General features: G+C 39.5%; 13 protein-coding genes. 12 read left to right on the forward strand and 1 reads right to left on the reverse strand.

From position 1 onward, the window contains the following. The first annotated feature begins 90 nt into the window (after positions 1-90). From PP181_RS04575 to PP181_RS04620, 10 genes are all read left to right on the forward strand, one after another. The gene (locus PP181_RS04575; RefSeq protein WP_272636133.1) at positions 91-858 is read left to right on the forward strand and encodes a head GIN domain-containing protein; all 768 of its coding nucleotides are present in this window, start codon (positions 91-93) and stop codon (positions 856-858) included. A 3-nt stretch (positions 859-861) separates the two neighbouring features. Continuing rightward, entirely contained in the window at positions 862-3,210 is a 2,349-nt protein-coding gene (locus tag PP181_RS04580; RefSeq protein ID WP_272636134.1) for an ABC transporter permease, read from the forward strand. A 252-nt stretch (positions 3,211-3,462) separates the two neighbouring features. Continuing rightward, complete coding sequence (locus tag PP181_RS04585) at positions 3,463-5,898, forward strand: ABC transporter permease (RefSeq protein WP_272636135.1); 2,436 nt, start codon at positions 3,463-3,465, stop codon at positions 5,896-5,898. A gap of 126 nt (positions 5,899-6,024) precedes the next feature. Further along, on the forward strand, positions 6,025-8,385 hold the full coding sequence (locus PP181_RS04590; RefSeq protein WP_272636136.1) for an ABC transporter permease: 2,361 nt from the start codon (positions 6,025-6,027) through the stop codon (positions 8,383-8,385). 10 nt (positions 8,386-8,395) lie between these two features. Continuing rightward, positions 8,396-10,807 carry an ABC transporter permease gene (locus PP181_RS04595; RefSeq protein ID WP_272636137.1) on the forward strand — a complete coding sequence of 804 codons (2,412 nt, stop codon included), beginning with the start codon at positions 8,396-8,398 and terminating at the stop codon, positions 10,805-10,807. 81 nt (positions 10,808-10,888) lie between these two features. Beyond that, entirely contained in the window at positions 10,889-13,288 is a 2,400-nt protein-coding gene (locus tag PP181_RS04600; RefSeq protein WP_272636139.1) for an ABC transporter permease, read from the forward strand. Between the two features lie 257 nt (positions 13,289-13,545). Beyond that, positions 13,546-15,960: an ABC transporter permease gene (locus PP181_RS04605; protein WP_272636140.1), complete on the forward strand. Its 2,415-nt coding sequence runs from the start codon at positions 13,546-13,548 to the stop codon at positions 15,958-15,960. Between the two features lie 32 nt (positions 15,961-15,992). Continuing rightward, a complete protein-coding gene (locus PP181_RS04610) occupies positions 15,993-18,401 on the forward strand; it encodes an FtsX-like permease family protein (protein ID WP_272636141.1) in 2,409 nt (802 codons plus the stop codon). Positions 18,402-18,598: 197 nt separating this feature from the next. After that, positions 18,599-20,992 carry a hybrid sensor histidine kinase/response regulator gene (locus PP181_RS04615; protein WP_154918020.1) on the forward strand — a complete coding sequence of 798 codons (2,394 nt, stop codon included), beginning with the start codon at positions 18,599-18,601 and terminating at the stop codon, positions 20,990-20,992. A gap of 204 nt (positions 20,993-21,196) precedes the next feature. After that, entirely contained in the window at positions 21,197-21,862 is a 666-nt protein-coding gene (locus PP181_RS04620; protein ID WP_154918021.1) for an ABC transporter ATP-binding protein, read from the forward strand. Here the strand turns inward: PP181_RS04620 and PP181_RS04625 are convergent. After that, positions 21,859-23,532 carry an amidase gene (locus PP181_RS04625; RefSeq protein WP_272636142.1) on the reverse strand — a complete coding sequence of 558 codons (1,674 nt, stop codon included), beginning with the start codon at positions 23,530-23,532 and terminating at the stop codon, positions 21,859-21,861. The genes PP181_RS04620 and PP181_RS04625 overlap by 4 nt on opposite strands. 201 nt (positions 23,533-23,733) lie before the next feature. On the opposite strand from PP181_RS04625, the gene PP181_RS04630 reads away from it, so the two are divergent. Next, a complete protein-coding gene (locus PP181_RS04630; protein ID WP_272636143.1) occupies positions 23,734-24,876 on the forward strand; it encodes an Mrp/NBP35 family ATP-binding protein in 1,143 nt (380 codons plus the stop codon). A gap of 11 nt (positions 24,877-24,887) precedes the next feature. Beyond that, positions 24,888-25,127, forward strand: coding sequence for a NifU family protein (locus tag PP181_RS04635; protein WP_138257341.1), 240 nt, complete (start codon positions 24,888-24,890; stop codon positions 25,125-25,127). Positions 25,128-25,187 lie beyond the last annotated feature (60 nt).

Here is a 25,187-nt window from a genome sequence, read left to right on the forward strand (position 1 = left end):
ATTCACTAGCCCTTATCGAGGTTGTGCTAAGCCAAGTCGAAGCAAAGGGTCAATCAAAAACAATCAAAAACAATTAAAAAACGAACAGTCATGAAAATTTTCAAAAGTAAGATACCCTCCCTAAGAACAATCTCGGTTGCATTCACTTTTTTATTCGCAATTACATCGGTTTCTGCCCAGTTGGAAAAAGTAGTGGACCCTTTTGAAAAGGTGATCGTAAGCCCACATATTGAAGTGACCTTTGTAGAAGGTACTACTGAATTGGTTGAAGTACATGCTAGCACCCAACCGCTTTCAAAATTGAATATTGAAGTTATTGGCAAAACCCTTAGACTGTACCTAGATGGCGCCAAGACCTACACGGAAAGTAAAGACATAGAGGGAGATAATTATGATTACAAAGTTCCAATCTATAACGGCACAGTGGTCAAGGCCACGGTTACTTATAAAAACCTGAAAGAATTGTCTTTGCGCGGAGAGGAAAAATTCAATTGTAAAAGTACAATCGACCAAAATGAATTTACCCTTAAAATCTTTGGCGAATCTCAAGTGTATTTTAACGAAGTCAAATTAGGTGACTTGTCCACGACCATTTATGGGGAAAGTTTTCTTGAACTTAAGGAAGGTAGTATTGATAGCCAAAAAATTACCGCTTATGGAGAAACCAAGGTAAACACCTTGAATGTTAATTGCAATAAAGCAAAAATAACGGCCTACGGTGAAGGTAGTTATCGACTATCGGTAAAGGACCGATTAAAAGTCACGGCCTTTGGCGAAGCTACCATTGCCTATGAAGGTTCGCCCGAAGTTAAAAAGGGATTGGTTATTGGCGAGGCCACTATCCAAAAAATGAATTAGGCCATGTTTAAGAACCATCTAAAAATTGCCTGGCGTAATCTTTGGAAAAAAAAGGATTATGGACTACTTAATATTTTTGGGTTGTCTATTGGGATTACTTGTGCCTGCATCATTTTGCTATGGGTAGAGGATGAACTCAATTATGACACCTATGTAAGCAAACAGGATCAAATATATTACTTGCCTACAAATCAGAAATACGATGGGGAATGGCGAACGTTTTTCGAAGCTACACCTGGACCCTTGGCAGAGAATCTTAAAAACGAAGTTCCCGGTATCGTTCGTGCGGCCCGCACCAAATCGGACAATCTATTGTTTCAGGTAGGGGACCACTCGTTCACAAAAAATGGCAGATACGTAGACCCCGATTTTCTGGAAATGTTCGATTTCCATTTTTTAGAAGGGGGTAAGGCTGTAGATTTTCATAGTACCGATATAATTTTGATTTCTGAAAGCCTGGCAAAAAACCTATTCGGTGAAAGTCAAGCGGCACATAATAAAACTGTTAGGATAAATAACCAATCAACTTATACCATAGCTGGAATATTTAAAGACTTGCCCAAGAATGTAACTTACGCATACGATTGGGTCGCTCCGTTTGAAATTTTTGCCCAGGGAAAAGCATGGATAAAGGAATATGGTTCCAACTTCGCTGACACTTTTGTAGAACTTTCTCCCCAAGCCAACTTTGATGAGGTCAATAGGAAGGTAAAGGAACTCCTACCTGCCAAAACCGAAGACGATGAAATCTACGCCTTTTTACATCCATTAAAGGATTGGCACTTAAGGTCAACTTTTGAAGGAGGTATAAACGTTGGCGGGCAAATAGTATATGTAAAACTTTTTAGTCTAATTGCTTTGGTGATTTTACTGGTGGCCTGTATCAACTTCATGAATTTGGCAACTGCGCGAAGTGAAAAAAGAGCAGGTGAAGTGGGTGTAAGAAAGGTTTTGGGCTCCAGTAGGCAAGGATTATTGTCCCAATTTATGACCGAAGCTTTGCTGGCTTCTTTCTTTGCTTCCTTTTTGGGCATTTTGCTGATTAAGCTAGTTTTGCCCTATTTTAATACCATTATTGGAAAGTCCCTCACCATAAGTTTTTTCGACCCCAAACATTGGATGGTTTTTCTGGCTATAGTCCTTATTTGTGGAATTGTGGCCGGATTGTATCCCGCTGTTTACCTGTCATCCTTCAAACCTGTTTCGGTCTTGAAGGGAACAATTAAGACCTCTGGAGGTGCAAAGGCAATCCGTAAGGGGTTGGTGGCTGCCCAGTTTGTGGTTTCCATTATCTTTATTATAAGCACATTGATTGTTTATCAGCAAGTACAACATGTAAAGTCTAGAAATCTTGGATACGACAAAGACAATGTAGTAAGAATACCTGTGAATGGGGATATTATAAAAAATCTAAATCCTATAGAAGAGGATATGCTTGCCACTGGCAATATTCAAAATATTGGGGTTAGTAACTCTACAGTTTTATCAGGAGGAAATAATACCTCTGGGCTATCCTGGCAAGGAGGTGTGGATACGGAGGGGGTTTTGGTCTCTATACGTCAAATAAGTACCAATTTTTTCAATACCATGGGAATGCAATTGGTGGAAGGAAGGGGATTTAGTGATAACCCAGCGCAGGATAGCACCAATATAATAGTTACGGAGTCCTTTGCGAAACTCATGGGTCCCGGCAGTGCCATTGGAAAAACAGTTGAAAATGATTATCCGGTAATTGGGGTGGTAAAGGATTATTTATATGATGATATGTACGGTTCCAGTGACCCTGTTATTTTCTTTAATGACCCTTCTGAGGCTCGATATCTTTACATTAAAACAAAAAATGGAGTGTCTACCGAGCGGGCACTTTCCTCAGTAGAAGGAGTTTTGAAAATACACAATCCGGCATTTCCTTTTGAATATGAATTTGTGGATGACGCCTATGAAGCCAAGTTTAATAAGGAAAGGCTTATTGGAAATCTTTCAAAGGTTTTTGCACTTATCGCAATTGCCATTTCATGTCTTGGTCTTTTTGGATTGTCCGCCTTTACTATGGATCAGCGTAGAAAGGAGATTGGTGTCAGAAAAGTATTGGGTTCAAGTATATCAGGGATTGTGGGCCTTTTATCAAAGGACTTTTTAAAGCTTGTGGTCTTAGCATTTATTCTAGCGGTACCCATCGCTTGGTATCTTATGCAGAATTGGCTAGAAGGCTTTGCATACAGAATATCAATAAATATATGGGTGTTTATAATTGCGGGATTTGCCGCTGTTACCATCGCACTTTTAACTATAAGTATTCAAGCATTTAATGCCGCTACGTCGAATCCTGTCAAAAGCCTACGAACGGAGTAGCACAATACAATATCGTTTTCTGATTTAAATGTATTGATTATAAATAGATAATAGTGCTTTTTTAAGAAGCTGCCTGTAAATAAACTGTACACTTTCTGTCAAAAAAATTTACACCCTTAAAAAGAAAAATTATTCAAGTGCCTGTAAAACAAATAATTGTCTAATTGGCACGGAATTGGACACAACATTATATGATCCATTACGTCAACCTGTACCGAGGTAGTGGAAGCATCAATCAAAAAATCGTCGATCATGTTTAAAAATCACATCAAAATCGCCTGGAGGAGTTTAAAAAAGCAACCATTTTTTACCTTCCTCAATACCTTCGGACTTGCCATTGGTATGGCAGGAGCCCTACTTATTTCATTATATATCTATGATGAATTGACCTATGATACCATGTTTAAGGATGCAGACCGAATCTACAGGATTAATGCGGATATTAAATTTGGAGGCGATGCCCGAAAGTATGCCGTAAGTCCTGCACCAATGGCAGATGCCTTGCAAAGTGATTTTTCTGAAATTGAAGTGGTTACCAGGTTTAGGACTCGGGGTAGTGCTTTGGTCAGGAAAGCAGATGCTGAAGCCAACGTCAAGGAGGAGCAAACTACTTTTGTGGATGCCACTTTTTTTGAAATGTTCGGGATTGAGCTGTTGGCTGGTGACCCAACTACGGCCTTAAAGAATCCAAACTCAATCGTAATGACAAGGACTGCTGCAGAAAAGCACTTTGGAGTGACCAATGCGGTGGGTCAAGATTTAATATTGAACAATGAAGAGCCATTTACGGTTACAGGGGTAATTGAAGATTTACCCAATAACTCTTTTCTTAGAGACTACAGTTTGTTCGAGGCTATGGCAGGCAATGAGGATGCTCAGACCGTAAATTGGGGAAGTAATAACTATCAAACCTTTTTCAAACTAATTCCCTCTGCAGATGTGGAGAGTATAAAAGAACCGTTGCAAGGATTCTTAGGTAAATATCTAATTCCATGGGCCCAAAGTTTTATGCCTGGTATTACCGAAGAACAATTTGCTGCTGCTGGAAACTATTTGATTTATAGTACGATTCCTTTGACCGATATTCATTTAAGCTCCAATTTGGTTGCCGAAATGAGTTCTAACAATGATATGCAGAGTATTTATATCCTGTCCTTTATCGCAGTTTTTCTAGTGGTTTTGGCCTCTGTTAATTTCATGAATCTTTCCACGGCACAATCCTTGAAACGGGCCAAGGAGGTTGGTGTCCGTAAAACCTTAGGCTCCAATAAAAGGGATTTGGTAAGGCAGTTTCTGGTAGAGTCTGGTCTAATATCTTTTATATCGTTGCTTTTGGCACTGGTTTTGGCCGTATCGGCCCTACCCTTTTTTAATGAGCTGGCGGACAAGGACATTTCACTTCCGTTTCTAAGTCCTTTCTTTTGGTTGATTCTTTTTGGAGGGGTTATTGTACTTGGATTATTTTCAGGAAGTTACCCGGCATTTTTTATGTCAAGGTTTATTCCCGTGAACGTGTTAAAGGGAGGTGGACAAAGTAGTGTAGGGGGTGGAAAAATAAGGAACTCTCTAGTGGTCTTTCAGTTTGCCATATCGGTGTTTTTGATTATCAGCACTTTGGTAGTGTATCAACAATTGAAATATATACAGAGCAAAGATCTTGGGTTTTCTAAGGATCAGGTACTAGTAGTGAACGATGTCTACACTGCGGGTAGCAAGGCCAACTCGTTCAAGGAACAGGTAAAGCAATTAAGCTTTGTTAAAAACGCCACATTGAGTAGTTTTTTTCCAACGCCTTCCAGTCGGAGTGATAGTACTTTCGTTCCTGAAGAAGGGCTAACAGATCAGGAAAATGCGGTAAGTATGCAAACTTGGGGCGTGGATTATGATTATGTGCCTACCATGGGATTCGAATTTGTTACTGGTCGTAATTTCGATGAAAATTTCGGCAATGATTCAACGGCGATCATAGTCAATGAAACTGCTGTAAAAGTAATGAAACTAACCCCCGAGACTGCCTTGGGGGAAAGATATTCACCTGACTTCAATGCTGAAAACCCAGAGTTCTTTACGATCATAGGAGTGGTTAAGGATTTCCATTTTGAATCCATGAAGGAGGAAATAGATGCATTAAGTCTAAGATTGGCCAATAATGCCTATGCCATGGCCATTAAGATTGAGGCGGGCAATTTTGAAAATGCCGTTTCAAAAATCGAGAATGTATGGAACAATATTGTACCGGGAGAACCCTTTAACTACTATTTCATGGACGATTCCTTTAACGACTCCTACCAGAGTGAGCGTAGATTGGGAAATATTTTTGTCATATTCACCGTACTGTCCATTATCATTGCTTGTTTGGGATTATTTGGATTAGCTGCCTTCAATGCCGAAAAGCGTGTTAAGGAAATTGGTGTACGAAAAGTGCTTGGAGCGAGTGTAACGCAAATTTCGGTAAAACTCACCATGGATTTTTTAAAGTTAGTGGGCGTGGCCATTTTAATTTCTTTGCCACTAGGATGGTATGCTATGGACAAGTGGTTAGAGGATTTCTCCTATAAAATTGATATTCCGTGGTGGGTGTTCGCATTAGCGGCTTTGTTGGCTATTAGTGTCGCGGTGATTACGGTTAGCTATCAGAGTATAAAGGCATCGATTGTGAATCCTGTTAAGAGCTTGAGAACGGAGTAAACAATTGGCAGTTGGCAGTTAGCAGTTAGCAGTGAATTTAAATTTAATTTTTGGCAATAACCGACTCTTCTCGTCCTTAACCATGAGTAGGGAACCTGCAACCAACATCGAAAAACGATTTTCAACATGTTAAAAAACTATCTAAAAATAGCTTGGAGAAACTTAATCAGAAACAGAAGTTTTTCTCTTTTGAATATCCTTGGATTATCCATTGGCCTGGCCATGACTACATTGATTGTCCTTTGGGTAAACTATGAGTTGGGGGTGGATAGATTTCATGATAAAATAGACCGATTATATGAAGTAAATAACCAATATGCTATTGAAGGGGAAATATGGACTTGGAATTCCACACCAAAACCAATGGCGCCTGCCATTAAAAAGGATTATCCTGAAGTAGAGAAGGTAACCCGTTATTTCTATGACAATACATTTCTATTCGCTTGGGATGACCAAAAAATCAAGGCAACCGGAACCATGGTAGATCCAGATTTTTTGGATATGTTCTCATTTCCGTTGATTCAGGGTGATCTAAACACCGTTTTGAGCGATGTTAATTCGGTGCTTGTAACAGAGTCCTTGGCGAAAAAGATTTTTGGAAACCAGGACCCTATGGGTAAAATGGTGAAAATTGAAAACCGGGATACTTTTAAGGTGACTGGAATATTAAAGGATATACCGCCAAATACACAGTTTACATTTGAGTTTTTAATTCCATGGTCCTATTTGACCCAAAAAGGCTGGGACGATGAACACTGGGGAAATAATTCGGTAGCCACGTATGTACTTTTAAAAGATAAGACGGATCCAGAAAAATTTTCTGATAAGATAGCGACGCTGCGAAAGAATTATGACAAGGATACCCCCGATATGAAAACACTGTTATACCCGTATTCCCGTATGTACCTATATGGGGAATTTGAAAATGGTGTGGAAAAGGGAGGCAGGATTGATCTGATACGAATGTTCGGGCTTATTGCCATAATAATTTTGATTATTGCCTGCATCAATTTTATGAACCTTAGCACGGCACGTAGTGAAAAGAGATCCAAGGAAGTTGGTGTACGTAAGGTATTGGGTGCTCCTAGAAAGCTGTTGATTGGGCAATTTATAGGAGAATCTGTACTTATTACCTTCATTTCCGCAACTTTTGCAGTCATTATCGTATTGTTATTGCTTCCCTCTTTTAACGATTTGGTGGAGAGGCCTCTTTCTTTAGATTTGACAAGTATCGGTTTTTGGATCTTGGCTACAGCGGTTACTATTTTCACGGGATTGTTGGCCGGTAGTTATCCGGCCCTATATCTATCGGGATTCAAACCATCATCGGTATTAAGGGGTACTTTTAAAAAAGTGGATGCGATGGTTACACCAAGAAAAGTGTTGGTCATTCTTCAATTTTCGGTAGCTATAGTACTTATAACCGCTTCCCTGATAATTACCCAGCAGCTTCATAAAGTTCAAAATAGACAATTGGCATACGCTAAGAACAACCTGATTTATAGCTCTCTTGAAGGTGATATGGAGAAGAATTATGATTTGATAAAGACCGAATTACTTGAATCCGGGGCCTTTACAGCGGTAACCAAGACCAATTCACCCATTACCGAAAGTTGGAGCAATACTTGGGGTTTTGAGTGGGAAGGTAAAAAAGAGCAGGATAAGACCATTGTTCATAGACTGATTTCAGATGATGATGTTGTAAATACGATGGGACTCGAACTTATAGAAGGGAGGGATTTTGATCTTCAAAAATATCCAACAGATTCTACCGCAGCCATATTAAATCAATCTGCCCTGGAATTAATGGGCTTTGAAGACCCTATTGGTAAGAAAATAAAGGACAATGGAATAGATTGGCATATTATTGGGGTGGTGAAGGACTTTGTTTACAATTCTCCCTTCCAAAAAATAGAACCTATGGTCATAGAAGGTGCCAAAGGATGGTTCAATGTCATTCATATGAGAATGAACCCAGAGGTGAACACGGCCCAAAATTTGGCCGTGGCCGAAGGGATTTTTAATAAATACAATCCGGAATATCCCTTTAACTATGAATTTGTGGACGCCGCTTATGCCAAAAAGTTCAACGACCAGCGTACGACGGGGAAACTCGCCAATATTTTTACGCTTTTGACCATTTTTATCTCCTGCCTGGGCTTGTTCGGTTTGGCAAGTTATGTTGCGGAAAATAGGATCAAGGAAATTGGGGTGCGAAAAGTCCTTGGTGCTTCCGTGAGAACCATTACAGGCCTACTTTCAAAAGATTTTTTAAAGTTGGTTTTTATATCCATTCTGATCGCTATACCCGTATCATGGTATTTTATGAACAACTGGCTGGAAGAATTTGCATTTAGGATAAGTATCCCATGGTGGGTCTATTTCATATCCGGTGGATTGACACTCCTAATCGCTTTTTTAACGGTTAGTTTTCAAGCTGTAAAGGCTGCAAGGGCCAATCCGATCAAAAGTTTACGAACAGAATAAAATTAAAATAATGATACGTACAAGCCTAAAGATAGCCCTTAGGGGATTTATCAGAAATAAATTTTTTACTGCATTCAATCTTTTTAGTTTGGTAGCAGGGTTGTTCGTTGTATTTATCGCCATAAGCTATCTAGATTATGAGTATAGTTACGATGAGTATCACAAAAATTCCGAAAATATTTATAGGCTTGGGCGCACTACACGTTCACAAGATTATAGTATTGTAGGTTTTGAAAGATGGAACGAGTCCACAGCTGCCGAACAGTTAAATTCCATTAAGGGTTTAAAAAATATTCCCGGAGTGAAAACAGCGGCCCAGTTTATTACTTCGGAAAACTTGGAGTATATAGAATCGAATGAAAAGAGGATTCAGGAAAAAGGATTTTTAACTACCAACACCCCATCAGAATTTGTTAACCTATTTTCTTGGAAAACTTTGGAAGGGAACTTGGATGACTTCGGTCAAAACCTGAACAAAGTTATTTTGACAGCTACTACGGCAAGAAAACTAGTGGGGGATAATTCAGACGATTTTTCTAAAATTATTGACCAAAACCTAAGTATAATGGGAGATAATTATAGCGTTTCTGCCATAATCGAAGATGTTCCCGGCAACTCCCATTTTGATTTCTCGATAGCCATCAATAAACCGAGGATTGATTATTGGGGGAGTAGAATCTATTTGGGACTGGCTGAAAATGTAAATTATCTCGATATATCCGAAAAAATCAATGCTGCGGTGGGGACCTTTAATCCTACTTTAGTAAACGACCCCTATTATAAAAAACACTTTTTACAACCTATAGAGGATATTCATTTAAAATCGAATATTCTTTATGAATTAAAAACGCCGGGGAATTACTCGTTTATAACCTTGATTACCGGTTTTGCCCTGTTTATTCTTTTGATCACCTTGTTCAATTATGCAAATTTTACTTTGGCGACGAAGTCAAAACAGGGAAAGTCTATCGGTATTAAAAAAGCCATGGGAGCCAAGAACAGTTCGGTCGCATTTCAATTTATGCTCGAGGGGGTTGTATTGGCATTAATATCCTTACCGCTTTTGGCGATTTTGATGCATTTAGTGGTTCCCTACTTTAACGATTTGATGGGTGTGGAGATCAGTGAAAATTTCTTAAACAACCCCGAAATCTTGGTGATGATGGTCGCCCTGGCCGTAATTTTAGGGCTATTGGCGAGTATTGCCCCTGCCATTTTGTTCTCCAACAAAAAGACGTTGAGCCTGTTCAAGGAAAATTTAAAGGACAATAGGTTCGAACATTTTTCAATTCGGAAGTATTTGGTCATAAGTCAGTTTGCCATTCTCATTATCATTATTTCTGTTTCTTATTTCGTGAACGGACAGATGAATTATATTCAAGACAAGGACCTGGGTTTCAACAGGGAGGGTATATTATATGCCTATTCCTCTGGGGAGAAACTAGACGCTTTCCAAGAAAAATTGCGTCAGATACCAGAGATAGAATATGTGGGTAATGGATCTAATTTAGGTATTGAAACCTATAATCAGGGTACTTATCAATTACAAGGGGTAGATGCCATTTTTGATGATGCCAATCAATTGTATTTAGACTATGAGGCCGTTAAGGCCTATGGTATTGAAACCACCCTGAACGTTGATGCCCCATTAGAAAGGACTACGATTATAAATAGAACTGCGGCAGAAAAATTTGCCAAAGCTAAAAATGTTTCAACGGAGGAGTTAATTGGGACCGTGGTCATTACAGAACCCGAATATATTTCCGAGAATGGCCAAGTGGGGATTCCATTTACCATAGGAGGTATATTTGAGGATATCAATCTATTTTCTTTAAAGGAGGAGGTAACCCCTTATTTTATAACACTATCTCCAGCGGTAAGAATGAACGGTAGGAGCATTATATCTTTTGACCCAAAACAAAGAGCCGAAGTTGTAAGCAAGATTAATCAGATATATGAAAGCCTTAACGAGAGTTTTCCTCTAGAAATCAATTTCTTAAATGATAATCTTGCCGGACTCTACAAACAAGAACAACAGGCTCTTGAATTGATTTTCCATTTAAATATTTTGGCGATTCTTCTATCCGCTATAGGTATTGTAGGGATAACGATTTTCTTGGTTCTTGCGAGGAGAAGGGAAATTGGCATTCGTAAGGTTTTGGGTGCTTCAGACGGTCATATTATCAAAACAACGGTAAAGGAATACATTTTTTTTAGCGTGATTGCTTTGTTGATAGGATGGCCAATTGCCTACTACGGAAGTAATAAGTGGTTGGACGGATTTGCCTATAGGATCGAAATACGGCAGTATGTCTTTTTAATTGTTGGCTTGCTGGTTTTTGTTGGAACCTCAGTTCTTGTTGGAATAGTTGCTCTTAATGCTGCGCAAAAAAATCCTGTAAAAAGTTTACGCACGGAGTGACACAATTATAAAAAAAGATAGTCTTTATTAAAACAACAACCTGTGCTGTGCGTAGTCGCAGCATCAAAAAATTCATCAATCATGTTTAAAAACTATCTGAAAATTGCTTGGAGAAACCTTCTAAAAAACAAAGGTTATTCGGTTATCAATATTGGTGGACTGGCCCTAGGTATGGCGGTTACCTTGATTATTGGTCTTTGGATACAGGACGAGCTATCCCACAACAGTTATTTTAAGAACAAGGAAAAAATCGCCCAGATTTTTCAGTCCCAAACTTTCAATGGAGAAACTGGAACGGGGCCAGCTATACCCAGACCTCTTGAAAAGGCCCTAAGGGATGGTTATAGTGACAATTTTGAGCATTTGATCATGTGTTCATGGACCAATGACCATTACCTTAAATATGGGGAGAAGAGCATTTCCAGACCAGGCAATTATATGCAGCGTGTAGGTCCGGAACTTTTAAATCTGGAAATCATAAAAGGGGAAAAGGACGGATTAAGGGAAATCAATTCCATTATGCTATCGGAGTCCACCGCCAATGCACTTTTTGGCAGTGAAGACCCCATTGGAAAAACCATCAAAGTGAGCAACGAGCATGATATGAACGTTAGTGCCGTTTACAAGGATATTCCCTTTAACAACTCTTTCAACGATACCGAATTTATCATTCCTTGGGAAAAGTACTTGGCGAATAATGAATGGATACGAAATGCGGAGGACCAATGGGGTAACAATTCTTTTCAAATGTTCGTACAAATTGCGGATAATACCACCATGGCGGGTGTTACAACAAAAATAAAGGATGTAAAAAAGACCTTGAATGAGAATAGCGCGGAGTTCAATCCACAAATTTTTCTATTTCCCATGGAGGATTGGTATCTTAGGGGCAGTTTTGAAAATGGAAAACAAGTAGGAGGCCGCATCAAATATGTTTGGCTTTTTGGCATTATTGGAGCATTTGTGCTACTACTGGCCTGCATCAACTTTATGAACCTGAGTACCGCACGATCTGAGAAAAGGGCCAAGGAGGTAGGTATTCGTAAATCTATCGGCTCTCAGAAGGGTCAGTTGGTCTATCAGTTTTTAAGTGAGTCTTTTTTGGTAGTTCTTTTTGCGTTTGTTTTGGCTCTGGTCATGGTACTTCTTTCATTGAACGGTTTTAATGAACTGTCTAGAAAGGAAATCTCCTTTCCTTGGGCCAATGGTACGTTTTGGCTGGTGTCCCTTGGGTTCATCTTGTTCACTTCCTTATTGGCGGGAAGTTATCCTGCGCTATATCTCTCCTCCTTTAGACCTGTAGATGTCCTGAAAGGTTCTTTTAAGGCAGGCAAGTACGCAGGTCTTCCTAGAAAGATATTGGTGGTGTTACAGTTTACGGTTTCCGTGGCTTTTATCATTGGCACCGTTATCGTAATGCAGCAAATCAATTACGCTAAAAATCGACCGGTAGGCTATGATAAAGAAGGGCTTATCCAGATTCCAACGTTCAGTCAAGATTTTGAGGGAAAATATGATTTAATGCGAAGCGAGTTTATAGGTTCTGGAGCAGTGGTAGAAATGTCCACTTCCAGTAGTCCCACAACGCAGATTTGGTCCAATAGAAGTGGATTTACCTGGGAGGGAAAACCGGAAGGTTTTCAGGAAGATTTGGCCTGGACCGAGGTTTCACCGGAATATGCCAAGTCGCTCAACTTAAAAATAGTGGAGGGCAGGGATTTTTCAAGGGAGTATGCCACGGATTCCTTGGGCGTACTCATCAATGAAACCGCCAAAAAGTATTTGGGCATGCCAGACCCCGTAGGGAAACTTCTAAAGGACGATGACGAGGAAGACCCGGGGCCTCCCTTGAAAATTATCGGCGTAGTACAGGACATGATTACCCAATCTCCTTACGAACCCGTGAAACAAGGTATTTATGTATATGATCGGTTCAATAATGGGAGTTATTATAACCTTAGATTGAACCCTGACCAAAGTGCTGGACAGAATTTAGCAGTAGTAGAAAGGGTGTTCAAAGAGCACTTCCCTGATATCCCTTTTGAATATGAGTTTGTGGACAGTCAGTATGGAGAAAAGTTTGCTTCGGAAGAACGCATAGGAACCCTGTCCGGGGTCTTCACGGCTTTGGCCATCTTGATCAGTTGTCTTGGACTTTTTGGACTTACATCCTTCGTTGCGGAGCAGCGTAAGAAGGAAATTGGTGTTCGGAAGGTATTGGGAGCTTCTATATTCAATGTATGGAACATGCTTTCCAAAGACTTTTTAAAATTGGTCATCATTTCTTGTTTTATCGCTGTCCCCATTGCCTATTTCATTATGAACGGATGGCTTCAGGAATATCCGTATCGGGTAGTTTTAAAGTGGTGGATTTTTGCCTTGGCTATGTTGGGAGCACTCGGTGTAACCTTACTTACTGTAAGTTTTCAGGCGATTAAAGCCGCCAAGGCCAACCCTGTAAAAAGTTTACGAACGGAGTAAGCAACTCCAAACAACAAGTTTCACGTAATTTCAAAACACACAGGAACACCCAAAATGTAACCAAAGCATAAATCCATAAATCTTTATCATACTAGTAAAAGGTTGTAAATATATTGTACATATTTTGTCCAAATATTTTACAGTCTCTTGGTATTTATAAAACTTAAGTGTTTTAAAATCAGATGTTTATTGAATTGGCATGAAATTAGTTTTCCTAATCACAACTAGGCTCATCATCTCATCAAGAAACGAATAGTATGCTTAAAAACCACTTAAAAATCGCTTGGCGAAATATAAAAAAGGACAAACTCTTTACTATTATCAAAATAGGCGGTTTTTCCATTGGGATAGCAGCATGCTTGTTAATAGCTCTTTTTATAAATAATGAATCTAGCTATGATGATCACTACCAAAAAAAGGATAGAATATTTAGGGTGGTAATGCAGGGAACCATGGATGGAGAGGTTTTGAAAAGTGTTCATTTTCAAAGACTTTTTGCAGAAACTTTGGAATCGAACTATCCAGAAATTGAGAAAGCCGGTAAAATAAATACAAGCGAATTGTTCGGTGCGGGAAAAAGGGCACTAAGGATTCAAGGGTCTTCACAAAACATGTTGGATGACGGTTTCGTTTTTGCCGATCAGCGGGCAGTAGAGATATTGGAATTGGACTTTTTGGAGGGTAATAGGGATGAGGTTTTTAAAAACCCTAGCAGTATAATACTCACTGAAGAAAAGGCCCAAAGGTATTTCCCTAATGGCGATGCATTAGGAAAGACCTTGTTTTTGGATGATAACACGGACAAGCCCTACACCATAACGGGAATTGTAAAAAATAATCCCGCTATCAAATCCCATTTTGATTTTGATTTTTTACTCGTCATAGAAGACAAAAATACCAGTTGGACCACAACCAATTATTTTACCTATGTACTAGTGGATGAAAACACCAATATCCCTGCCCTGGAAGAAAAAATGGGCGCCATTTTGGAGGATTATTTTATTCCAGCCCAAATGGAAAGGGGGATGGGCGAGGATTTTATGGAAGTATTGAAAACCCTGGAGTACAAACTACAACCCATTGGAGATATTCATTTGAAGTCGGATATAAAAATGGGGGACGGACTCAAACATGGTGATATACGTTTTGTTTGGTTATTTGCTGCTATTGCTGGTTTTGTTCTCTTGTTGGCAGTCATAAATTTCATTAATCTTTCCACGGCAAAATCGGCCAATAGGGCAAAGGAGGTTGGACTCAGAAAAACGGTTGGGGCATTTAAGGGTAATTTGATAAGCCAGTTTTTGACCGAATCCATAATCTATAGTTTTATCTCATTTTTTATAGGGGTTTTGTTGGCCTGGCTTTTATTGCCCAACTTCAATTCCATAGCTGACAAAAGCATAGTAATGCCTTGGGCTTCGTGGTGGTTTTTACCTATTATCGTTGTTTCGACTTTGGTGATTGGCCTTTTTGCGGGTCTTTATCCAGCATTCTATTTATCCGCCTTTAAGCCTGTGAATGTCCTTAAGGGAAACCTCAGTATAGGAAGTAAAAGTGGTAGTCTACGAAGTGGTCTAGTCGTTTTTCAGTTTACGACCTCAGTAGTACTGATCATAGGAACTCTGATTATCTACAAACAAATGAACTTTATCCTGGATAAAAAACTAGGCTACGATAAAGAACAGGTATTGGTGGTGCAAGGGGCAAACCTATTGAACAATCGGGCTCAGGCATTTAAGGAAAGGTTATTGGGACTTTCAGAGGTGAAGGAAGTATCCATCAGTGATTATCTTCCGGTTGAGGGAACCAAGCGTAATGGAAATAGTTTTAGGAAATCAGCATCGGGAACAGAGGAAAGGTCCGTTCCAGCACAGATCTGGAGGGTAGATTATGACTATATAAACACATTAGGCCTCCAAATGAAAAGTGGACGAGGATTTTCCAAGGAATTTGCCAATGATTCCTCGGCCATTGTTATCAATACCAGCATGGCCAAAAAGTTGGGATTGGATAATCCATTAGGAAGACAGATAAATAATGGCCAGGATTGGACCATCATTGGTGTTTTGGAGGATTTCCATTTTAAAAATTTAAAGGAGGATATAGAGCCTCTAACCTTGGTATTGGGGAATGCACCCAGTATGGTTTCAGTGAAACTTGCCAATGGGGTAAGTGATGGTGCCATTGAGAAAATTAAAGGTATATGGAATGATTTTGTGCCCAATCAAACATTTGAATTTACATTTCTTGACCAGGAATATGTCCAAATGCACGACGATGTAAAACGGATGGGAAAAATATTCAACAGTTTTACAATGTTCGCCATTCTTGTGGCGTGCCTTGGATTGTTCGCTTTATCAGCATTTTTGGTGGAACAGCGAAAAAAAGAAATAAGTATACGGTTAGTACTTGGGGCGCCTTTTAAAAGTATCTATCAATTGCTGACCTTGGATTTTATGAAGTTGATTTTACTCTCCATCTTAATCGCCGTACCGGTAGGATGGTATATGATGAACAGATGGCTGGAAGATTTTGCCTATAAAATAAATATTGGGTGGGATATATTTTTAATGGCCGGCTTTATCGCTTTATTGGTGGCCTTGCTAACCATTAGCTATCAGTCCATAAGTGCCGCCTTGCTAAAACCCTTGAAAAATTTAAGGGCGGAATAAACTTATTTAATCATTTATTGTAAAACAAAAGAATGCTGAAAAACTATTTAAAAATCGCTTGGAGAAATCTTTGGAAGGACAAAGGTTTTACTACCATTAATGTGGTAGGTTTAACCACCGCCTTTGGAGTGGCCATTTTATTGGCGACGGCAGGTTTTCATGAACTTTCCTATGATAACTTTCATGAAAACAGGGAAAAAATTTATGGTGTTTATATAGTTCAGCAAACCGAGGATGGTTCAGAAGCAGGTATTAGCCAACCTACACCTTTTGCGGAAGCATTGAAAACCGAAGTTCCTGGAATAGCTAAGACAACTAGGCTTTTGGAAGATGTGTCTTTGATTATTAATGGTGAAAAGGAACTTATGCTAAATGCAAATTGGGTGGATAAGGATTTTTTTACCATGTTTAGTTTTCCGCTTGAAAAAGGTGTCAACGGTAATATTCTTGAAAATTTGGGTGATGTAGTATTAACAAAAGAAGCCGCCAATAAACTGTTTGGAAGGACTGATGTAATCGGACAGAATATAAATGTTTTGATCAATGGCAAACAAGAACCTTTCACTGTTGGGGCCATTGCCAAGGACTTGCCAAAGAACACGAAAATGGGTTTTGAAATCGCTTTAAGATTTGAAAGAAATCCAGAATATTTGGATACCAAAGAAACTTGGAATGAACAATATCATTCTGTTTACGTGGAACTTGAGGACAATGTTACGGCTGCACAATTTGAAGAAAACACAAACTCCTTTGTAAATCTTCATTATAAGGATGTAATCGAGAATGCTAAAAATTCAGGGGCTTCCCCAAATGAGGAAGGACTATATAGGCAAATTAAACTATTACCGTTAAGGGACAAACACTTTACTAGTTTCCGAAAAGGGTATGCGGAGGTAAGCAGAAGTGTGCCGTATCTTATCATGGGCGTCGCATTCCTAATTCTTTTCATTGCTTGTGTCAATTACGTAAATATGAGTCTTGCCAAGAGTTCCCAGCGTCTCAAGGAAATAGGGATGCGTAAGACTCTTGGGGCAAAAAGAAAACACTTATTTTTTCAATTTTGGGGAGAAAGCTTTCTAATTTTTATGGCTTCGGCCATTATGGGCGTTTTACTCAGTTTGTTACTTTTCGATGATTTTAAAACCGCCTTTAGTACGCAAGCTTCTATAGATACCTTAACCACACCGCTCTTTTGGAGTCTGTCTTTTACGATTGTTCTACTGGTGACCCTTAGTGTTGGAGGATATCCGGCATTAGTACTTAGCAAATTGGGAACCATTCAATCCCTAAAGGGGAAATTGGAAAGTAACGGTAAAAATAGGTTACGGGATTTGTTGATGGTCGTGCAATTTGGTATTGCGATTCTTTTGATTACAGGTACACTTGTGCTGAGGGGACAAATAGAGTATATGCGCAACAAAGATTTGGGGTATGATAAAGCTCATGTACTTTCCTTTCCTTTGAACGGAAAAAAGGAGAGTTATGCCCTGCTAAATTTGCTAAAGGATGAGCTAAGAGGCAATCCGGATATATTGGAGGTCTCAGGTGCTGATAACAATTTGGGCCGAGGCAAGGATGGTAGTCGATCATCGAGCGTTATCGGCTTTGATTACAAGGGTAAAATTATAAGGACAAACTTTTTAGTAGTGGATCCTGATTATGTGCCCACCCTAGGACTTGAAATGGCATTAGGCAGAAACTTTAACGGGATAGGTGATAGTATAGGAATTCTTATCAATGAAAAAATGGCCGAACAACTGGGCGAAGAGAATATCCTATCAGCTTCCCTACCAATTGACAGTGATGAAACAAGCCCAATATTAGGTGTTATTAAGGATTATCATTTTGAGGATTTGGACAAAGCTATTGAACCTATCACATTTTATATGAGTAAGGATTTGCCGTTGACCTATGCCTATGTGAAAGTGGCTTCTTCAAATATGGCGAATAGTTTTGAGGCCGTAGAGAATGCTTATAAAAAACTGGAGCCCAATGCAGATTTTTTAGGTTCATTCCTGGATGAAAATGTAGATAGGACCTTTCGTAGTGAGAAGTCCATGGCTCTATTGATAACCAGTGGTGCCCTAATAGCCATAATATTAAGTTGTATTGGCCTTTTTGCCATGTCTATTCTGGTAGTTACCCAACGCACGAAGGAAATAGGTATAAGAAAGGTGATAGGTGCGAGCGTGGCCAATATAACCTTTATTCTGACAAAGGATTTCTTAAAATTAGTTCTTTTTGCCTTTTTGATTGCTTCTCCAATCGCTTGGTGGTTTCTTAAAAAATGGCTGGAAAATTATGAATACAGGATTGATTTAAGCTGGGTGTTTTTTGCAGTTTCAGGTATTCTGGCTGTGGCTATAGCTTTTTTAACTATTGGGACTAGAACGATCGGAGCTGCAATGGCAAACCCGGTAAAAAGTTTACGAACGGAATAGATGGCAACTCCTTATAAAGATAAGGATTTACAAGCTAGGGATTATTTCGACGAGTTTTCTTTACCGTAGAGCCAATAAAAGTACAATAAAACCATAACTCACGTTTTTTAAATAGTTGTAAAAATCAGGGTATAGTACTTTGGTTTCCAAAATAAACTTGCTACCCAAAGGTAAGTTTGTAAAACCTACTTACGTTTATGCTATCAAAAGAACAGTTATTTTCAACTAGGATCACTTTCCTTTTTCTTGTATTTGGTATAACCTTTTTAAACGCGCAAATACAGGTAAGTACAGATTTAAATGTAATAACCTCATTGAAATCCAATGCTACAATGTATGTTGCCGGTGACGAAGTTCATAGCATTGATTACATTCTTAAAAATGAAGGTAATTTAAATTTTAGGCCGCTAAAGGATTTTAAAAACAATTATGGTTTTACAAAAGACCATCTATGGATAAAATTTGAAATAGAAAATGTTTCAAACGAAGATCTTTTTGCATACTTGCAAACGGCAAGGCCAATAACTGATGTTGCTACATTTTATGAAATTGGCCACAATGAAGTTATATCCTTACAAAAAAGTGGGGATGTAATTCCATTTCAAGAAAAAAGTGTCCGGAATCGTAAGTCTGTTTTTAAGGTGTTCATTCCATCAAATAGTACATTATCAGGGATTATTCATCTTAAAAGCGATGGGGAAGTTGTAATGCTTCCTTTAGACTTGATTCCGACGGATTATTTTTTGGAAACCACCTATAAGGAACAAATGTTCTACGGGCTTTTTTATGGTATTTTATTTATGGCATTTATAGTATATCTGTTTTTCTATTTTGGACTCAAAGATGTTGCCTTTGCATATTACAGCCTTTATGTATTTTTCATCGCATTGATGCAGTTTTCCTTGGATGGTTTTTTTCACCAGTACATCACGCCAAATGGAGGTTGGCTTTCTAATTACGCCGTTTTACTGACCGCATTATTATCCTTGCTCTTTTTTGTGAAATATGGAAGCGAATTTTTGGGTGTAAAAAAACAGAACAAATGGCTTTACAATTCTTACCTAGGTATGTGTTTGGTAATTTTGATAGCTCTGGGAGCCTTAGTGGTAATACCAGGATTTTTGTCAATTACCTACCCCATTGCAAATGCCATTGGTCTCGTTGTGTTGGTCCAGGCTCTAACTACATTGGTTTATTATAGAAAAAAAGAAATATCCGTAGACCCAAGTTTTGTGATGGGTATCTCATTTTTGGTATTCGGTTTCATCGTTTTTATTCTTAACAACTTCAATGCCGTTGAGAGTTCCTTTTTTACCGATAACGGGGCCAAATTCGGTATTGGTTTGGAAATCACTTTTTTATCAATATCCATGAGCAAAAGAATACGTACACTGCGTATGGAAAATGAGAAAAACCAATTATTGGCTTTGCAACGTGCTGAGGATATGAACGAAATTAAGTCCTCTTTTATATCCAACATTAGCCATGAACTTAGAACGCCATTAAACCTAATAATGGGTGTAGCCCATTCCCTAAAGGAGAAAAAACAGGAAAAGGAGATTGGTGAAAAATGTGAACTAATCCTGAATTCCTCCGAAAACCTATTGGGTCATATAGATGACATTCTGGATTTTACAGTTATTGAAAAAGGAAATCAAGAATTGAAGCAGTGCCCCTTTAATATATCAACGGCAATTCAAAAAGTACTGGACGAAAACCAGCTAAAAGCAAAACAAAAAGGTCTGGATTTCAATATCGATATCCCTTCCAATTTACCCGGAAGAATCATAGGGGACAGATTAAAATTGATTAGGATAATAGATCATTTATTGGACAATTCCATTAAATTCACGTCTACTGGAAAAGTTACCTTTAATCTTAGATATAGAATAGAGGAAGAATCAAAATTCTATTTGAATCTTGAAGTTTCCGATTCTGGAACAGGAATTACCAAAGAGAAAATGAGCACTATTTTCGAAGCGTTCACCAAAAAGTCTTTTTTGGATAAAAGAGAGTTCAGTGGGTTAGGGTTGGGTTTATTTATTGTGAAGAATTATGTAGACTTACATAATGGCACGATAGATATAAAGAATAATGAAGGCGGAGGTACCAAATTCAACGTCAATCTAGTATTGGGGTATGATGCGGAATTGAATACCACCCTAGTAGATAAGGACGAAGAAGAAGCATATGATTTGGACGGTGCCCGTATTCTATTGGTAGAGGATAATAAAATGAACCAACAGGTGATTAAATTAATGGCTAAAAAGTGGAAAAATACAACACTTAGCATCGCCAACAATGGTAAAGAAGGTCTCGATTTACTTTGCCGAGAGGATTTCGACATCGTTTTGATGGATCTTCAAATGCCCGTCATGGACGGTTTTGAGGCAATTGCCATGATAAGGGGAGGCAAGGTTTCATCTAAAGTTACAAATATTCCCATCGTTGTTTTAACGGCGGACAGTACCGATAAGACTAGAAAAGAAATTTTTAGACTAGGAGTCAATGATTATGCTACAAAACCTATCAATTGCAAACTAGTCTATAGGAAAATTTCAAGGAGCTTAACTTTCAAAAAAGCAAGTTAGTAGGTTGGTGTTCACTTGGGCTTAAGTACATTAGGTTAAATCGATAAGTGTAAAATATTTTTACACTACCTGTAAAAAAATTTTACCATTTAAAATTTATTTTCTTTCTTATATAATTAAAAATCAAATAATTAAATTTTGGTACAATAGTGGTTAAGATTTTATTTTAATTAGGAATTTTGTAAAGTAAAATCAACTAAATATATGTTACTGCAACTAAAAAATATATTTAAGTGGGTCAATTCGGGCGGCCAACGAATTTTCCTTTTAAAGGACATTAATTTGGAAGTAGAGGAGGGTGAATTCATTTCCGTAATGGGCCCCTCGGGTTCTGGAAAGTCAACTTTATTGAACGTTATAGGAATGTTGGACACCTTTGACGAGGGCGAATATAATTTCTTGGATGAATCTGTGCACACCTTAAAGGAAAAGCATCGTTCCAACCTGTATAAGGAATACATCGGTTTTGTTTTTCAATCCTATCATCTCTTAGATGATTTAACGGTACAGGAAAACTTGGAAATGCCCCTGTTGTATAAAAAATTCAAAGGTTCCGAAAGGAAGGCCATGGTGGCCGATATGTTGGACCGATTCAATATTGTGGGCAAAAAGGATTTGTTTCCGGCACAATTAAGTGGAGGGCAACAACAATTGGTGGGAGTTGCCAGGGCCTTGATAGCCAATCCAAAACTCATCTTGGCCGACGAACCTACTGGAAACCTCAATTCACAACAGAGCGAGGAAATAATGCAGCTTTTCAAGAAACTGAATAAAGAGGAAGGTGTTACCATTATTCAAGTTACGCACTCAGAAAAAAACGCTGCTTACGGTTCCCGGATTATCAATTTGTTGGACGGCAGGAAGGTTTAATCCATATACCCTTCCGGATGCATCTCATCAAACTCCGTTTGTTCTTGGAACGCTTTTGCCAATAAAAGAATACTCGCCTCGTCATACAGATTCCCAACCAAGGTGATGCTGGTCGGGTGTTTGTCTTTGTCCAAACCCGTTGGAATGGAAATAACGGGATGTCCCGTCAGATTCGTGATAACCAATTGTCTGTTTCCGAAGGAGGGGGAGATAATTACATCATAGTCCTTGATCAGTTCGTGCATTTTCTCGATCAGGACTTCCCGATGCCGATTGGCCTGAAGATACTCTACAGCGGGAATGAACCGAGCCTGGCGCAGGGAATTCGCTCGGGAGCGCTGGTCCTGTTCCACCATCTTGTCTACGTCGGATGATCGTACCAGGTCATCAAAAAAGGCCCCCGCTTCGGCCCTTAATATGATATCGAAACCACTATAGGGAACATCTTCCGGCAATTCCAGAGAATCCATTTGCACACCCATCTTTTTAATAACCTCCAATGCCTTTACCATGTTGTCCTTGGATTTGGAGGTGTCCTTTTCGATGTCTTTTTTCAGATAACCTACCTTAAGGGTAGTAACATCCTTGTTATTGTCTAACCCAAAAGGATAGTCCGTAGTAGTGGGGTCCATGGCATCTTTTCCTGAAATAATACTATAGACAATGGCACAATCCTCCGCATTTCTGGCCATAGGGCCAATTTTGTCCATGGACCAACTCAGGCTCATAACGCCATACCTGCTCACCCGGCCGTAGGTAGGGCGTAGCCCTGTAATGCCATTACGGGTACTGGGAGAAGTAATGCTTCCCAAAGTTTCGGTACCCAAGGCGAAAGGAACCAACCCCGCGGAAGTGGCGGACCCTGAACCTGCGGATGAACCGCTTGCGCCCTCTTTAATATCCCATGGATTTTTAGTTTTCCCACCAAACCATACATCACCACGCGCCAAGGAACCGGATACCAGTTTCGCAATCAATACGCCCCCGGCATCCTGAAGTTTTTCGACTACGGTGGCCGTCATATCGAACTCCTGCTCCTTATACGGTTCTGCTCCCCAAGTCGTTTTATATCCTTTTACAGAAATCAAGTCTTTTACGCCATAAGGAATACCGTGTAAAATTCCACGGTATTTTCCCGCTTGCAATTCGGCATCCATTTTTTCGGCCTGTTCCATGGCCATTTTTTCGGTAATGGTGATGGTGGATTGGAGTACTCCGTCGTATTTTTTGATTCGGTCCATAAAAAACTGGGTCAATGCTACTGAGCTTATTTTTCCATACTTGATGAGCGATGCCAGTTGTGGTATGGTATAAAAGGCGAGTTGGGATTTATTGGCAGGTAGTTCAACATCCGTAGGTATCTCCCAAATAGGGAAGGAGTCCTGCGGCCTTGGGACGAAATTCAAGGGCAGCGGATCAAATTTGATAGCAGGGAATACCGTATAATCCAATTCGTAGGCTCGTAGCGAGTCGAATCCTTCCCTATTGCGTTCCAAATACGGATAAAGTGTATCAAGCTGTTTTTTGGTAAAGGCAACGCCCACCAAGTTCTGAGCTCGCTTTACGTCCCTTTTGTTGAATTCGCGCTTCGTCCCTCCACAGGCATACATCAGGAAGACAAAAATGAAAAATACTAAAAGGAAGGGTTTTCTTTTGAGGGTGTGCCGCATGGATAGTCAGTATTGGTTTTGGCCTAAAATACTACATTACACTGATTCGGTATTTATTATCGGTAGTTAAAATGTATTGTAGCCAAATTTGAATGGTTTAACCCATAAACTGTTCCTATCGTTTTATCTTCAATTTCAATGTAATAGCTTCCTTATCTCAAGCCTAAGGATTATCTTTGTTGTTTAGAATGAATTTACATAATGATGATAGATAAGAAGGAGGTTATAAAGGCTTTGGAATCCATTACCGTTCCGGGTGAGGGCCAGAATATGGTCGAGAGCGGGGCCGTGCGAAACATACAGATTTTTGGGGATGAGGTCGAGGTGGATATTACCATAAAAAACCCGAGTCTTCAGGCCAGGAAAAAAACGGAGGTGGAAATTCTCAAGGCAATCCATAGGGAGGTATACGAGAAAGCCAAGATAAAGGTGAACATCAAGGTAGATGCCCCTGCCACGCCTTCAAAAAAGAACGAAATAAAAGGGAAGCCCATTCCGGGAATTCAAAATATCATAGCGGTGGCCTCCGGTAAAGGAGGCGTTGGCAAATCAACCGTAACCGCAAATTTGGCCGTGACCTTGGCCAAAATGGGGTTCAAGGTTGGGCTGTTGGATGCGGATATTTACGGTCCGTCAATGCCCATCATGTTCGATGTGGCCCAGGAAAAACCTTTGGCGGTGAATGTGGACGGAAAATCCAAAATGAAGCCTGTTGAGAATTACGGGGTAAAATTATTGTCCATTGGATTCTTTACCCAGCCCAATCAGGCTGTAATTTGGCGTGGACCCATGGCTTCCAAGGCGCTGAACCAAATGATTTTCGATGCCTATTGGGGTGAAATCGACTTTATGTTATTGGATTTGCCTCCCGGAACTGGAGACATCCATTTGAGCATCATGCAGGCCATGCCGGTAACGGGAGCTGTCGTGGTAAGTACGCCGCAAGAGGTGGCCCTTGCCGATGCACGAAAAGGGGTAGCTATGTTCCAACAGGATTCCATTAACGTACCGGTTTTAGGAATTGTTGAAAATATGGCTTATTTTACTCCTGCCGAACTTCCGGAGAACAAGTATTACATCTTTGGAAAGGAAGGTGCCAAATATCTATCGGAAGATTTGAACGTTCCTTTTTTAGGAGAGATTCCGTTGGTCCAAAGCATCAGGGAGGCCGGCGATGTAGGGAGACCGGCAGCCTTACAGACCGCTACGCCTATTGAGGCCGCTTTTGAGGAACTCACAAAAAATGTAGTTCAACAAGTAGTGGAAAGGAATGAAAATATACCGCCCACAGAGGCGATTAAAATAACGACAATGGCAGGTTGTTCTGCCGTTAAAAAGAAGTAGTTATGACAACAATGACTTCGGACGACTTAAAGGAAAAAGTGGAAAAGGCATTGGAGGAAATCCGACCTTTTTTACAGAGTGATGGTGGGGATATTTCCTTGATTTCCATTGATAATGGAAATTCCGTCAAGGTAAAACTTCACGGCGCCTGTGTAGGCTGTAGTGTCAATCAGATGACCTTAAAAAGTGGTGTGGAAATGACCATAAAAAAGTATGCCCCCCAAATCGAGGAGGTTATCAATGTGGATTGATAACTTGATAAAAGTCATAATTTTTAAGCTTTCCCGAAAGTAGTTTAGCTAGCTAATAGC

Origin of the sequence: Maribacter sp. PR66, from assembly GCF_028464205.1 — a bacterium.
In the GTDB taxonomy this organism is placed as follows: Bacteria; Bacteroidota; Bacteroidia; order Flavobacteriales; family Flavobacteriaceae; genus Maribacter; species Maribacter flavus.